The organism is Streptomyces cinereospinus, from assembly GCF_042430725.1.
GTDB classification, from domain to species: domain Bacteria; phylum Actinomycetota; class Actinomycetes; order Streptomycetales; family Streptomycetaceae; genus Streptomyces; species Streptomyces cinereospinus.
Genome location: NZ_JBHMCY010000070.1, coordinates 1 through 13,772 on the forward strand (window position 1 = coordinate 1; position 13,772 = coordinate 13,772).

At 70.7% G+C, this 13,772-nt stretch carries 11 protein-coding genes and 2 pseudogenes; 5 read left to right on the plus strand and 8 right to left on the minus strand.

Features of this window, described 5'->3' with window-relative positions; all coding sequences use genetic code 11:
* Positions 1-401: 401 nt before the first annotated feature.
* Positions 402-2,081, minus strand: coding sequence for a recombinase family protein (locus ACFF45_RS28110; protein WP_381349412.1), 1,680 nt, complete (start codon positions 2,079-2,081; stop codon positions 402-404).
* A gap of 90 nt (positions 2,082-2,171) precedes the next feature.
* On the opposite strand from ACFF45_RS28110, the gene ACFF45_RS28115 reads away from it, so the two are divergent.
* Both ACFF45_RS28115 and ACFF45_RS28120 read left to right on the plus strand, forming a co-directional pair.
* Positions 2,172-2,879, plus strand: a complete 708-nt coding sequence (locus ACFF45_RS28115; RefSeq protein WP_381349458.1) for a DsbA family oxidoreductase — start codon at positions 2,172-2,174, stop codon at positions 2,877-2,879.
* Between the two features lie 96 nt (positions 2,880-2,975).
* Positions 2,976-4,028: an aminotransferase class V-fold PLP-dependent enzyme gene (locus tag ACFF45_RS28120; protein WP_381349413.1), complete on the plus strand. Its 1,053-nt coding sequence runs from the start codon at positions 2,976-2,978 to the stop codon at positions 4,026-4,028.
* Between the two features lie 73 nt (positions 4,029-4,101).
* Here ACFF45_RS28120 and thpD read toward each other — a convergent pair whose 3' ends face one another.
* The 6 genes and pseudogenes from thpD to dcd form a co-directional block, all read right to left on the minus strand.
* A complete protein-coding gene (gene thpD, locus ACFF45_RS28125; protein WP_381349414.1) occupies positions 4,102-4,995 on the minus strand; it encodes an ectoine hydroxylase in 894 nt (297 codons plus the stop codon).
* A gap of 6 nt (positions 4,996-5,001) precedes the next feature.
* Positions 5,002-5,406: an ectoine synthase gene (locus ACFF45_RS28130; RefSeq protein WP_381349415.1), complete on the minus strand. Its 405-nt coding sequence runs from the start codon at positions 5,404-5,406 to the stop codon at positions 5,002-5,004.
* A gap of 42 nt (positions 5,407-5,448) precedes the next feature.
* On the minus strand, positions 5,449-6,732 hold the full coding sequence (gene ectB / locus ACFF45_RS28135) for a diaminobutyrate--2-oxoglutarate transaminase (protein WP_381349417.1): 1,284 nt from the start codon (positions 6,730-6,732) through the stop codon (positions 5,449-5,451).
* Between the two features lie 87 nt (positions 6,733-6,819).
* The gene (gene ectA, locus ACFF45_RS28140) at positions 6,820-7,344 is read right to left on the minus strand and encodes a diaminobutyrate acetyltransferase (protein ID WP_381349419.1); all 525 of its coding nucleotides are present in this window, start codon (positions 7,342-7,344) and stop codon (positions 6,820-6,822) included.
* 501 nt (positions 7,345-7,845) lie between these two features.
* Positions 7,846-8,949, minus strand: a complete 1,104-nt coding sequence (locus ACFF45_RS28145; RefSeq protein ID WP_381349460.1) for an aminotransferase class V-fold PLP-dependent enzyme — start codon at positions 8,947-8,949, stop codon at positions 7,846-7,848.
* Between the two features lie 341 nt (positions 8,950-9,290).
* Positions 9,291-9,860 (minus strand): annotated as a pseudogene (gene dcd, locus ACFF45_RS28150) (dCTP deaminase).
* A 17-nt stretch (positions 9,861-9,877) separates the two neighbouring features.
* Between dcd and ACFF45_RS28155 the strand changes: the two are divergent.
* The 3 genes and pseudogenes from ACFF45_RS28155 to ACFF45_RS28165 all read left to right on the plus strand — a co-directional run bounded on the left by ACFF45_RS28155 (position 9,878) and on the right by ACFF45_RS28165 (position 12,135).
* Entirely contained in the window at positions 9,878-10,705 is an 828-nt protein-coding gene (locus tag ACFF45_RS28155) for a DUF6585 family protein (protein WP_381349421.1), read from the plus strand.
* Between the two features lie 150 nt (positions 10,706-10,855).
* Positions 10,856-11,053: pseudogene (locus ACFF45_RS28160) on the plus strand (hypothetical protein); the annotation flags it as partial.
* Positions 11,050-12,135, plus strand: a complete 1,086-nt coding sequence (locus tag ACFF45_RS28165; RefSeq protein ID WP_381349423.1) for an amidohydrolase family protein — start codon at positions 11,050-11,052, stop codon at positions 12,133-12,135. The pseudogene ACFF45_RS28160 and the gene ACFF45_RS28165, both read left to right, overlap by 4 nt.
* 72 nt (positions 12,136-12,207) lie before the next feature.
* Here the strand turns inward: ACFF45_RS28165 and ACFF45_RS28170 are convergent, their stop codons facing one another.
* Complete coding sequence (locus tag ACFF45_RS28170; RefSeq protein ID WP_381349424.1) at positions 12,208-13,455, minus strand: serine hydrolase domain-containing protein; 1,248 nt, start codon at positions 13,453-13,455, stop codon at positions 12,208-12,210.
* Between the last annotated feature and the right edge of the window lie 317 nt (positions 13,456-13,772).

Sequence of the window (13,772 nt, forward strand, 5' to 3'; positions counted from 1 at the left end):
TTGCTCGTCTCACCCACTTGACGACCCCACCCCACCGCAAACTTCACGGCCTTGGGGCTAGAACGGGCTCAGGCGGGTGCCTGCCGGGGCTCAGCCTGCCAGTGCCTCAGGGAAGCCCTGTAGTGCCGCCTGCAAGGCTTCCAGTCGCCCTATGCGCTGCCTGGTATAGGCGGAGTCGTCCCCGGCCCTCACAGCGCCGTACAGGGCTTCCAGCTTCCGCGTGATCTGCCGCCACTCCAACTGGCGCTCCCATGCGGCGTCTTCGGCGTCCTGTTCTGCCTGCCACTGTGCGCGCTCTGCGCCTGTCATATCCTGGTGCCTTCCCTTGAGAGAGGGACACCAGGCCCGGTCAGCGTCCGCCAAGATTCCGGCCGGTCCTGGTGCCATTTCGGTTCTTTGACTCAGACAGCCGCTTGAGTGCGGCGCTCTTCCCACTTGTCCCATGCGGCGTCTTCCGCCGGGTTCGCCCTGTCGTCCCGCCATTCGGGAACCAGCCGGTCAAGGATCGGCGTGCGGTCACCCCGGTATTTCGACGGAAGCAGCGTGATGCCCTTTGCGGCTGCCTTGAGTAGCGCGCGCTGTCCGCCGATTCCGGCACCCTGCCAAAGGGCGGCAAGTGACTCCGGGTCCATCAGCGGCGTCAGGTCAGCTTCCTGTGACAGTTCCGCCAACTCTGCTTTCAGCTCTGCAATCTGAGCGGCCACCTGTCCCCGTAGGCGGTCATACGCGTCTTCGTCCATGCGGCCCGAGACGAAGAACTCTTTTTGCAGCTTCATTTCCCGGCCAACTGCTGACTCCAATGCAGCGTTGACGTGAGCCTTTCGTGCGTCGCGCTCCGGGTCCTGGTAGGAAAGCCAGTCACGGGCAATGGCCAGAACGGTGGGGGAGTCCGGCCTAAGCCTGAGCACGTGGTTAAGCCACATGATCTCTACAGCCGAATCAACGCGGGTGCGCTCAGTAGAGACACCCTTGCAGGAGGATGCCCCTTCCGTCTGGCGTGCGTAACAGCGGTAATTCACTCCGCCGTTCGCCATGGGGCCGTTGCAGAGTCCACAGCGCAGAGTGCCGGAAAGAAGGGCAACGATTTCCCGCTTCCCGCGCGTGCGGTCGCCAATGCTTGTGCCCGGCTGTGCGCGTTCGGCCAAAATGGCGTTGATCTTTACGTGCTCAGCGAAGGTCACCACGCCCTCACCGCACGAGATTGGGTGTCCCTTCTTGTCCAGCAAAGGGCTTCCGCCACGGTGGTATTTGCCGGTGTCGTTGCCGTGTTCGTCCAGCATCTTTTCCCGCTTCACGACCAGTCCGGCCCATGCAACGGAATGGGCAAGACTGATGATCCCCGGGCCGGTCCACTTCTTACCGTGACGCGTAGGGATTCCCTCACTGTTCAGCTTCTCTGCGATCCAGTTGGGCGTCTTTCGGTCCAGAAGGTATTCGGCGATGCGGCGCGCAATGGGGTACTCCGTTGGGTGGCGCGCTAGCTTGCCGGAACCCTTGGGAGAGTAGAGGCCAAAAGGCGTTACTCCGCCGGTCCAGCGTCCGTCAGCCTTGTTGCCGTCAATGCCGATCTTCGTAAATTCGGCAATGTCGCTCGCTTGCTCCCGTGCCTGTTCGCTGAGAATGGCAAGCACCATGCGTGATTTGGTGGAGTCAAGGTTTTCAGCGACTACGAAGATTCGCGCCATGCGCTCTTCGAACTTGTCCAGCAAGAGGCCAACCTGACCCATGCCCCGACGTGAAAGGCGGCTGGTCTTGAAGACATACAGAGTCTTCGAGAGCCCGGCGTCAGTAATAGCCGCTGTGGCCTTCTCGAATTCCTCACGCCGGACGTATGCCTTGCTGGCGCTCTTCTGTTCAAACCAGACGTGCCGGATTCGCTTTCCCTCGTAGGTAGCGTGCCCGCACATCCGGCGCACCTGTTCCCGCAGTGAGCTAAGGGTGTCTTTCTTCTTGCTCCGCCGGACGTACATCTCTGCCAGTTCGGCAGGGCTGCCGGTAACTGGTTCCCAGAGTCCCAGCGCCTTGAGTTCGTCGTCCTCGAAGCCCAGTGCACGCAGGTTGGGCAGGTCTTCCCGCTCCATCGCTGTCCATTCGCCAAGGGTGGTCCGCCTCCGGAACCCTGTGAGTGAGTGGAAAGCTCAGAATCCACGTTTCCGCAGGTCAGGGGCGGTCTGGTTCCCTTGGTCCATGGGTGCCCCTGGTGCTACGTGGGCAAGGCCCGCTTCGAGAGGGCGCTGGCGGCCTTCCCGCACCGTGACGCGGTCGAGGTGGTGCACCGGTCCTTCGAACTCGACCCCGGCCGGGCCAAGGACGACGTCCAGCCCGTGCTGACGGTGCTCACCAAGAAGTACGGCATGAGCGAGGCGCAGGCGCAGGCCGGTGAGGACGACCTGGGCACCCGGGCCGCCGCCGAGGGGCTGGCGTACCGCACGCGCGGCCGTGACCACGGCAGCACCTTCGACATGCACCGGCTGCTCCACCTCGCCAAGGAGCACGGGCGCCAGGACGAGCTCGTCCAGCGGCTGTACCGGGCGAACTTCGCCGAGGAGCGGTCCGTCTTCAACGACGACGAGCGGCTGGTGGGGATCGCCGTCGGCGCCGGGCTCGACGAGGCCGCCGTGCGCGCGGTGCTCGCCGACCCGCGGGCGTACGCCGACGAGGTCCGCGCCGACGAGCGCGAGGCGGCACAGCTCGGGGCCACCGGGGTGCCGTTCTTCGTACTCGACCGGAAGTACGGCGTGTCCGGCGCCCAGCCCGCCGAGGTGTTCGAGCGGGCGCTGACCCAGGCCTGGGGCGAGCGCGCGCCCCTGACGCCGGTCGCGGACGGTGCCGCGGACGCGTGCGGCCCGGACGGGTGCGCGGTGGAACCGGGGCGGTGAAAGCCCAGCTGGGGCAGGGTGCATAAGCATCGCTTGGGGAATCCACGAAGAAACGCGCAATGGACGGGGGCATCCGGCGGGCCGCAGAGTGGATCCATGGAGACCTTCGAGAGTCTGGTCCGTGCCGAGTTCGCCCCGCAGAACACCTATCTGAACACCGCGAGCAACGGGCTGCTGCCGGCCCGCACCGTGACCGCGCTCCACGAGGCGGTGCGGCTGCGGGTCGACGGCGGCCCCCTGGACCCGCTGTTCGACGACGTCGAGGCCGCTCGCGCCGCGTTCGCCCGGCTGGCCGGCGTGCCGGCCGCCCGGGTGGCGGCGGGTTCCTCGGTCGCCGCGCACACCGGCGTGATCGCCGCCGCGCTCCCCGCGGGCGCCGAAGTCCTCACCGCCGAGGACGACTTCACCTCCGTCCTCAACCCCTTCCACGTGCGCGGCGACCTCAAGGTGCGGGCCGTGCCGCTGGAGCGCCTCGCCGAGGCCGTCCGCCCGGACACCGCGCTGGTCGCGGTGAGCGCCGCGCAGTCCGCCGACGGACGCGTCGCCGACCTGCCCGCCCTGCGCGAGGCCGCCCGGGAGCACGGGGCCCGCACGTACCTCGACTTCTCCCAGGCGGCCGGCTGGCTGCCGATGGACGCGAGCCTCTACGACTTCACCGCCGTCACCTGCTACAAGTGGCTGCTCGGCCCGCACGGGGCGGCCTTCCTCGTGCTGCCGGAGGACTTCGGGGGGCTGACGCCGGTGCTGGCGGGCTGGGTCGCCGGCGAGGTCCCGATGAACAGCTGCTACGGCCCGGTCACCGAACTCGCCCACTCCGCCCGGCGCTTCGACCTCACCCCGGCCCTGTTCAGCTACGCCGGGCTGCGCCGCTCACTGGAACTGATCGAGGAGATCGGCGTGGACGCCGTGCACGCCCACGACCTGGCCCTCGCCGACCGCTTCCGCGCCGGGCTGCGCGGGCTGGGCCGCGAACCCGTCCCCGCACCCGGCTCCCCGATCGTCTCCGTGCCGGGACTCGGGCACCGGCAGTCCGAACTGGCCCGGGCGGGCGTCCAGGTCTCCGAGCGGGCGGGCCGTCTGCGGGCCTCGTTCCACCTCTACAACACGCCCGCCGACGTGGACCGCCTCCTCGACGTCCTGTCCGGCTGACCCGCCGCACGGCCGGAGCCCGGGCCCTGCGCACGGGGGCCCGGGCTCCGCGTCCCGGCTCAGCGGCTGCGGCTCACCGGACCGGGGTGAAGTCGCGCGCGCCGATGAACGACGGCCGGCGCACCGGTGCGGAGAACGGCTCGACCGCCTCGTTCTCCACGCTGTTGAACACGATGAAGACGTTGCTGCGCGGGAACGGCGTGATGTTGTCACCCGAACCGTGCATGCAGTTGCAGTCGAACCAGGTCGCCGAACCCGCCTTGCCGGTGAACAGCTTGATGCCGTACTCCGAGGCCATCTTCGTCAGCGCCTCGTCCGAGGGCGTGCCCGCGTCCTGCATCTGCAGCGACTTCTTGTAGTTGTCCTTCGGCGTGGCCCCCGCGCACCCGAGGAACGTCCGGTGCGACCCCGGCATGATCATCAGTCCGCCGTTGGTGTCGTGGTTCTCGGTCAGCGCGATCGAGACCGACACCGTGCGCATGCGGGGCAGCCCGTCCTCGGCGTGCCAGGTCTCGAAGTCGGAGTGCCAGTAGAAGCCACTGGCGCCGAACCCGGGCTTGACGTTGATCCGCGACTGGTGGACGTACACGTCCGAGCCGAGGATCTGCCGCGCCCGTCCGACGACCCGCTCGTCACGCACCAGCGCGGCGAACACCTCGCTGATCCGGTGCACCTCGAAGACGGACCGGATCTCCTGGGACCGCGGCTCGACGACCGACCGTTCGTCGGCCCGGATCGCCGGGTCGTCGATCAGCCGGTCGAGTTCCTGCCGGTAGACGGCGACCTCGTCCTCGGTGATGAGCTCCTCGACGGCGAGGAAGCCGTCCCGCTCGTACGCCTGGAGACCGGCGACGCCGATCGGGCCCGGCGTGCCGGGCGCGCCCCACAGGACGGGGTCCTGGCGGGGGGTGGACACCTCGGCGGTGCCGCGGGTGGGGTAGAGATCGGTGACGGTGGCGGTGGTCATGCCCGGTCACACCTCCTCGGGTTCGGTGAGCAGGGGATAGACGCCGTTCTCGTCGTGGTCCTCCCGTCCGGTCACCGGCGGGTTGAACACGCACAGGCAGCGGAAGTCCTCCTTGGCGCGGAGCGTGTGCCGCTCGTGGCCGTCGAGGAGGTACATGGTCCCGGGCGTGAGGGTGTACGTCCGGGAGGTCTCGTGGTCGATCAGCTCGGCCTCGCCCTCGACGCACACCACGGCCTCGATGTGGTGGGCGTACCACATCGTCGTCTCCGTGCCGGCGTAGAGGATCGTCTCGTGCAGGGAGAAGCCGACCTTCTCCTTGGCGAGGATGATGCGCTTGCTCTCCCAGGTGCCGGACGCGGCCTTCACATGCCGGTCGGTGCCCTCGATGTCCTTGAACGAACGAACGATCACGGTGGTGCGTGCCTCCTAGGCGACGGGGTGGTGGCGAGGTCCTCAGGCGGCGGCCGGGGAGGTCTCCCGGACCGCGCGGGCGAGGACGCGCAGGCCCTCGTCGAGTTCCTCGGGGGTGATGGTCAGCGCGGGCAGCAGCTTGACGACCTCGCTCTCGGGGCCGGACGTCTCGATGAGCAGCCCCAGTTCGAAGGCGCGCCGGGCGACCCGCTCGGCCCGCTGCTTGTCGTGGAACTCCAGGCCCCACACCAGGCCGCGGCCCCGGTACTCCTTGACGTCCGCGAGGTTCTCCTCGGTGACGGCGATCAGCGCCTGCTCGACCTGCTCGCCGCGCGCCCGGGTCTGCTTCTCCATCGCGGAGCCGTCGGTCCAGTACGTCTCCAGGGCGGCGGTGGCGGTGACGAAGGCGGGGTTGTTGCCGCGGAAGGTGCCGTTGTGCTCGCCCGGCTCCCACACGTCCAGCTCGGGCTTGAACAGGCACAGCGACATGGGCAGTCCGTAGCCGCTGATGGACTTCGACACGGTGACGATGTCGGGGACGACGCCGGCCTCCTCGAAGGAGAAGAAGGCGCCGGTGCGGCCGCAGCCCATCTGGATGTCGTCGACGATCAGCAGCATGTCCTGGCGCTCGCACAGCCCGGCGAGCGCGCGCAGCCACTCGGGGCGGGCCACGTTGATGCCGCCCTCGCCCTGGACCGTCTCCACGATCACGGCGGCGGGCTTGTTCAGGCCGGAGCCCTGGTCCTCCAGCAGGCGCTCGAACCACAGGAAGTCCGGGACCTTGCCGTCGAAGTAGTTGTCGAACGGCATCGGCGTGCCGTGCACCAGCGGGACGCCGGCCCCGGCGCGCTTGAAGGCGTTGCCGGTCACGGCGAGCGAGCCCAGGGACATGCCGTGGAAGGCGTTGGTGAACGACACGATCGCCTCGCGTCCCTTCACCTTCCGCGCCAGCTTCAGGGCGGACTCGACGGCGTTGGTGCCGGTCGGGCCCGGGAACATCACCTTGTACGGCAGGTCGCGCGGCCGCAGCACCAGGTCCTGGAAGGTCCGCAGGAAGGCGCGCTTGGCGGTGGTCGACATGTCGAGACCGTGGGTGACGCCGTCCCGCTCCAGATAGTCGAGCAGGGCCCGTTTGAGGACCGGGTTGTTGTGGCCGTAGTTCAGCGAGCCGGCGCCGGCGAAGAAGTCGAGGTACTCGTGGCCGTCCTCGTCGTACATGCGGCTGCCGCGCGCACGGTCGAAGACGGTGGGCCAGCCGCGGCAGTAGCTGCGCACCTCGGACTCCAGGGTTTCGAAGACGCTGAGGTCGGGCTGGGTGATGGTCACGGGGATTCGCTCCTCTGTGCGGCTGATCGGTGTGCGGGGTGGTGGCGGGAAGGGGCCCGGGCGAGAGCCGCGCGCCGGGCGGAGGTGTCAGTCCGTCGGCTGCGGCAGGCGGGTCAGCGGGCCGATGCGGTAGAGGACCTCGGGGTCGTGCGGGCCGTCCGGGAACTGGTCCGTGCCGAACAGCACCTCGCGCTCGACCCGGGCGCCGTGGCGCGCGGCGTAGGAGGTGAACAGCCGCTCGGAGGCGGTGTTGCCCGGGGTGATGGTGGTCTCGACGGTGGTCAGCCGGTGCTCGGCGGCGACGCGTGCGGTCAGCCCGTCGAGCATCCGGGCCGCCAGTCCGCGCCCGCGGTGGGTGGAGTCCACGGCCACCTGCCAGACGAGCAGCGTCCCCGGGCGGTCCGGCCGCAGGTACCCGGTGACGAACCCGACGGCCTCACCGTCGGCCGCCCGCGCCACGGCCGACGTGCCGGCGAAGTCGCGGCACCACAGCAGATAGCTGTAAGCGGAGTTCAGGTCGAGGGTTCCGGATTCCTTGGCGATCCGCCAGAAAGTGGCCCCGTCGGCCACCGCCGGGCGGTCTATGAGCAGGTCTGCTTGTGCGGCGGTCATGCGAATTCAATTTACCGATCGCGAATTGAAAATGCATGGCCGGAAGGTCTTACGTGCGGCCGCCGTGTGTGGTATCGCGCGAGCGCGGGTGATCGCGTGAGATGGCAGTGGAATGTCCGGAATTGACCAGGAAGAAAAGGGCGTAACGGGCGCGATGTGTAACGCGTCACAGCCGTGTGACCCTCACGGAATCCGCCCGGACCGGGTCGCCCGACGTTCGCGAAATCTTTGCGTTTAGGGTCGAAAAAAGCGGGCAGAAGAACACGGGAAGCCCAGGGAATTGAATTGCACAATAGCGATCGGGGGGAATTGGCAATTGTGCCGAATTCAGGTTCCGGTCACCCCGTCGGCACGTGCGCGAGGATGCGGGGGGTTTCAGGGTGACCGTCGGGCCGGCCGCACTGGGCGAAGCCGGCGGGCCCGCCGGACGGGCCGCCCCGCCCGAGCGACGGGCCCGCCGGACGGGCCGCCCCGCCGCTCACGGCCGGCCCGGCCCGCGCCCTACCGCCAGGCCTGCTCCGCCGCCCGGCGGCCCGCCTCCAGGTCCACGGGCTGTGCTCCCCGCTCGGACAGGGCCGCCCCCAGAGCCGCCAGGCTCGCCTGCACCGCGCGCGGGGTGGCGTCCGGGCCGTAGTGGTTGACCCGGACCATCTCGCGGGCCAGGGCGCCGCCGCCCGCCGCCAGCGGCAGCGTGGGGTCGGAGGCGAGGGCGCGGGCGACCAGCTCCGAGGCCACCACGCCGGGCGGCGTGCGCAGGGTCGTCGCCACCGGTGCCGCGTCCGCGGCCGCGTGGACGTACGGCCGCAGGCCCCCGCCCAGCGCGAGCGCCCCCGCGCGGGTGGCCGCCGCGGCGGACGCGTGGCGGGCCATCACCGTCGCCGGGCCCTCCGCCTCGATGCGCTCCACGCACGCCTCCAGCGCCAGCATCTCCAGCTGGGCGGGCGCGTGCAGCAGGGCCTTGCGGCCCGCGTCCACCCAGCGCTCCTTCCAGTCGAGGAGTGACAGGTACGAGCGGCGCGGTGCCCGCGGGTTCGCCGCCATCCGGGCCCACGCCCGCTCGCTCACCGACACCGCCGACACCCCGGCGGGCCCGCCCATCGCCTTCTGCGCCCCGATCACGCACAGGTCCACGCCCCACGCGTCCGGCAGCACCGGCTCGGCGCCCACCGAGGCGACGGCGTCCAGGGAGAACAGGGCGCCCTGCGCCCGTACCGCCGCACCGATCTCCGCGACCGGGTTGGTGTTGCCCGTGGCCGCCTCGGCGTGCACCAGTGACACGAAGTCGATCTCCGGGTGCTCGGCGAAGGTCTCGCGGACCTGCGCGGCCGTGACCGCCGTGTGGAACGGGACGGCCAGGTCGTGCACCGTCGCGCCGCAGTCCCGCAGCCAGTCGCCGAAGGTCTGCCCGTACGGTCCCGTGATCACGTTCAGCGCCACCGTCCCCGGACCCGCGGCGGCCCGGATCACGCCCTCCAGCGGCAGCAGCGCCTCGCCCTGCATGATCACGACGTCCTGCCGGGTGTCCAGCAGCCGGGCCACCCGGTCCTCGATGGCGGCGAAGTGCGCGGCGCTCAACGGGGCCAGGTCCAGGAAGGGATGGGTCACGGCGGTGCTCTCTTCGGTCACGGGATCGACTCGGACGAGCCTACCGAGGCTGAACTCGTGGAGTCGTAGGGGCTGGCGGCTCGTCGCTCGTGCGGCAGAGGCGGGACGAGGACGGCCCGCGGGCTCTGCGGTCACAGGGGCCGGCGTTATGTGCGGCAGTGGCGTCGCCGGCTAGGGCGCGCCGTGAAGCACCAGATGATCAGAGGCATGTCGTTCGGAGTCGGAAGCGGCGCCGTCAGCCTCATCGTCATGTGGTGGTCAAGCCGTCACTGACCTGTAGGTAGACCGATGACGGCCCCCACGCCGGTGGGGGCCATCGCTGCGTTCAGGCAGCCGCCAGATCAGTGCGCCGGCAGCGTCGTCTGGTGCAAGCCCTGCCAGGACCGGGAGGGGGTCGGCCCCCGCTGCCCCTGATAGCGCGAGCCGCGCTCCATGGATCCTATGGGAACTGGGCCGGGCCGCTCATCCGGAAGACAGCCGGCTGCCCGACCTTCATACCCGGCCACAGCTTGATCGGCAGGGGTGGCCAGGTTCGACAGCTCCAGCGTGACGTGCCCCTCGAAGCCGGGGCCGATGAAGCCGGCCGTGGAGTGGGTGACCAGCCCGAGCTGGCCGAGCGATGACTTGCGCTCCAGCGGGGCTGCCAGGTCCCGGGGCAGCCGGACTCGTTCGTAGGTGGACGCCAGGACGAACGCGCCGGGGTGCAGGATGAACGGTGCGTCGTCGAGAAGGCCGGCGGATCCGGCTGGTTGGCGGCCGAGGCGGTCGCCGACCAGGCCCGAATAGGACACGGTCCTCAGGGACGGCACCTGCTCCCAGATCGGCACGAGCAAGGACAAGGCGGACTGCTCAGAGACAGGGCTGAAGTGAGGAGCCCTTTCGAAAGGGCTAGATTCGGCGTCGCCAACCACGCCTCCTGGGGGACACTATGACAGATGAACCGCAGCAACACTCCGAGCCCGGGTCCCTGTTGAACTGGGGCTGCCTGATGTTGCTGGTGGTCTTCGGCGGCCTGGCGACGATGCTCTACGGCCTGGGAGTGCTGATCTTCGGCGACACCCCGGCCTCGTCCGCCGTCACCGTCCTCCTCGCGGGCCTGGGCGCCTCGGTCCTGGGTGTCGCCGTCATCAAGCGGTTCCCCGATGCCGTGCAGATGAAGGGATACGCCCCGTCGGCACGCGTCACCCGCCTGGCCGCCGAGCGTTCGCTGGGCGAGCACGTCCTCACCCGCAAGAACACCAGCCCGCTGGAGATCGTGGCTGGCACGGTGAGCATCGGCGCTGTGATCGTGGGAGCCCTGTGGGGCGTGAACTGGGTACTCAGCAAGACCGGGACCGACATCCCCGGCCTCCAGAAGCTGGCGACCACCGTGGTGCTCTGTCTGCTCACGGCGCTCGTCCTGGTGATCATCGCGCTTCCGGTCCTGTTGTGGAGAATGCCCAAAGGCTTCGTTCGCACGCATCTGTACGCGAGCGGACTCGTGTACACCTCTTACGGCCGCCCGCGCGCCGTGACCTGGGACGACGTCGACCGCCTAGTGCTCTCACGACAGGCCCACCGAGCCCATCCTTTCGGCGGCAAGGTGCTCGCCTACCACGTGATCACCCATGACGGGCACCGCCTGCGCATCGACGCCCATCCCCACCTGGAATCCGACCCCCTGGGTGCGCACATGCTGAATGCCGTACAACTGCGCCGGCGCCCGATACTGGAGGGCGGCCCGGCGGCGGGCGACCCCGGTCACCGGCGGATCTAGGACCCCAGCGCCTGAGCAGGGCTGCTCCTGCACCACCATGGCTCACGCAGCAACGGTGGCCGTCGTGGTCTTCCGGCGCTTCGGCGGGCGCCGTGGTGGGACCCGGCAGCGCCGCGAACCGGTCGGCAGCTGTCACTTCCTGGCCGTGCCGAACTGGAGGACGGCGGTCCCGAGCGGGTGATCGCGCGCCCGCGGCACGAGCGCACGCGCCACGTGCTGTCCCGGCTCCTCGACCCGGCCACGGCGGACGTGGAGGAGGACGGCGCCGGTCGACGGTCGCGCGCGGTGGCCCGTCGGGCCGGCGGGCGGGAGCCGGGCCGGCGGGCGGAGTTAGGGTGCGGTGCATGAGCGAAGTGCTGCATGTGCGGGGCCGCGTCCTCGTGGGTCCCGAGGACGTCCGCGACGAGCTGTGGGTGATCGACGGGCGGATCTCCTACGCCCGCCCCGTGGGCGCCCGCGACGTGCGGACCCTCCGGGGCTGGGCCCTGCCCGGTCTGGTCGACGCGCACTGCCACGTGGGCCTCGACGCGCACGGCGCGGTCCCGCAGGACGTCGCCGAGAAGCAGGCCCTCACCGACCGGGACGCCGGCACCCTGCTGATCCGCGACGCCGGTTCGCCCTCGGACACCCGCTGGATCGACGACCGCGAGGACCTGCCGAAGATCATCCGGGCCGGCCGGCACATCGCCCGCACCCGCCGCTACATCCGCAACTACGCCCACGAGATCGAGCCGGAGGACCTGGTCGCCCACGTCGCCCGGGAGGCCCGCCGCGGCGACGGCTGGGTCAAGCTGGTCGGCGACTGGATCGACCGCGACCTCGGCGACCTGTCGGCCTGCTGGCCCAGGCAGGCGGCCGAGGCGGCGATCGCCGAGGCCCACCGCCTGGGCGCCCGCGTGACCGCGCACTGCTTCGCCGAGGACTCCCTGCGGGACCTGGTCGAGGCGGGCATCGACTGCGTCGAGCACGCCACCGGCCTCACGGACGACCTGATCCCCCTCTTCGCCGCGCGCGGCGTCGCGATCGTGCCGACCCTCGTCAACATCGCCACCTTTCCCCGGCTGGCCGACGGCGGCGAGGCCAGGTTCCCCCGCTGGTCGGCCCATATGCGCCGGCTCCACGAGCGGCGCTACGACACCGTCCGCGACGCCTACGACGCCGGGATCCCGGTGTACGTCGGCACGGACGCGGGCGGCTCGCTGGCGCACGGCCTGGCCGCGGCGGAGGTGGCGGAACTGGTCACCGCCGGCATCCCGCCGCTGCGGGCCCTGTCGGCGACGGCCTGGGCGGCCCGGGACTGGCTGGGCCGTCCCGGCCTGGACGAGGGGGCACCGGCCGACCTGGTGGTGTACCGGACGGACCCGCGGACGGACGTACGGGTACTGGCGGCGCCGGAGCGGGTGGTGCTGAACGGGCGGGTCGTGGGCTGAGGCTCCCGCGCCGGCCGAGGCTCCCGCGCTGGCCGAGGCTCCCGCGTCGGCCGAGGCGGCCGCGTCGGACGGTCAGCGGGCCGCCGGCTGCGCCGGCAGGTTGTACACGTGCTCCGGGCTCACGATCCGCGTGACGGCGTCGCCGAGGAGCGTGCTGGGCTCCTCCTGCCCCCGGCCGATGTCGGTGTTCAGCAGGACGACCAGGGTGGCCCGGGCCGACGGCAGGTAGACGGTGAGGGACTCGTAGCCCGGCAGTGAGCCGTTGTGCCCGATCCAGCCCTGGACGTCGAAGATGCCGAGCCCGTACCCGGCGCCGGGGACGGAGGTGGGCGGCGTGTCGAGCCGCTGCCGCTGCGTGGCCGGGCTGATCAGCGTGGTGCCGTCGGGCAGGACGCCGGTGGCGACGGTGGGCGCCCACACGCGCAGGTCCTCCAGCGTGGAGATCATCGCGCCGGCCGCCCAGCCCCAGGACGGGTTCCAGTCGGTGCTGTCGGCGACCTTCCCGTCCGCGGTCTGGTTCGTGTACCCGTGGGCGTGCGGCCGGGGGAACGCCGCGTCCGTCGCCAGCAGGGTGCGGTCCATGCCGGCCGGTCCCGTGACGTTCTCCCGGATGTAGTCCTGCAGCGGCCGGCCGCCGGCCTGCTCCACGACCAGGCCGAGCAGGATCAGGTTGGTGTTGGAGTAGGAGAACTTCTCGCCGGGCTGGAACAGCACCGGGTGCTCGAAGGCGTAGTCCAGCAGTTCCCGCGGGGTGAAGGGCCGCTGGGGGTCCGAGGTGAGCGCCTTGAAGAAATCCTCGTCCTCGGAGTAGTTGTAGAGCCCGCTGCGCATCCCGGCCAGCTGGCGCAGGGTGATCTCGCCCCCGTCGGGCACGCCGTCGACGTACTCGCCGATCGTGTCGTCGAGGCCGACCTTGCCCTCGTCGACCAGCTTCAGCAGCGCCGTCACGGTGAAGGTCTTGGTCTCGCTGCCGATCCGCATGTACAGGTCCGGCGACATCCGCCGGCCGGACTCCTTGTCGGCGACGCCGTACGACCGCACGTGGCTGCCCTTGTCCGGGGTCCAGATGCCCACGGTCACGCCGGGGATGTCCGCCTCGCGCATGACCTTCTCCACGGCGGCGTCGACCTGCCGTTTCACCTCGGGGGTGAGGGTGCGGAAGTCGTCCGAGGGCGCCGGGGAGGGGGAGGGCTGCCCGGCGGTGGCCGGGACGGGGTGCGGGGCGCCGAGGGCCGTCGCGCCGCCGGGCGGTGCCACGAGCGCCCCCACCGCCGCCGCGATCACGGCCCCCCTGCGCAGTCGTCCGCACGAGCGCGTCATGGGCTCCTCCCGGCAGTACGGCAGTACGAGGAGAGGCCCGCGACGTGGGCCGCCGGCCCTTCACCTCAGCATAGGAGCGCTCGTGGCGCGCCGCCCGTCGGAGCCCGGTGAATCGAACGCGTGCGCGGAGACCCAGGGTGGGGTGGATCAGCTGCCGCCGGGGCGGTCCGGTCGTCGCGCCACTGCCTGGTCGGTCAGCCCGCCGGATCAGCCCCTGGCGGATCAGCGCCCCGCCGGCCGGGTCAGCCCGACCGCGGCGGATGCCCGCCGGGTCAGCCCAGCCCTGCACCCGCTCGACCGGTCGGCCCCGGTCAGCC

Excerpts from the sequence above, each read along its gene's own strand:
- ACFF45_RS28120 (WP_381349413.1), top strand. The coding sequence starts at position 2,976 with ATGGAGACCTTCGAGAGTCTGGTCCGTGCCGAGTTCGCCCCGCAGAAC.
- thpD (WP_381349414.1), bottom strand. The coding sequence starts at position 4,995 with ATGACCACCGCCACCGTCACCGATCTCTACCCCACCCGCGGCACCGCC.
- ACFF45_RS28165 (WP_381349423.1), top strand. The coding sequence starts at position 11,050 with ATGAGCGAAGTGCTGCATGTGCGGGGCCGCGTCCTCGTGGGTCCCGAG.
- ACFF45_RS28155 (WP_381349421.1), top strand. The coding sequence starts at position 9,878 with ATGACAGATGAACCGCAGCAACACTCCGAGCCCGGGTCCCTGTTGAAC.
- ectA (WP_381349419.1), bottom strand. The coding sequence starts at position 7,344 with ATGACCGCCGCACAAGCAGACCTGCTCATAGACCGCCCGGCGGTGGCC.
- ACFF45_RS28170 (WP_381349424.1), bottom strand. The coding sequence starts at position 13,455 with ATGACGCGCTCGTGCGGACGACTGCGCAGGGGGGCCGTGATCGCGGCG.
- ACFF45_RS28110 (WP_381349412.1), bottom strand. The coding sequence starts at position 2,081 with ATGGAGCGGGAAGACCTGCCCAACCTGCGTGCACTGGGCTTCGAGGAC.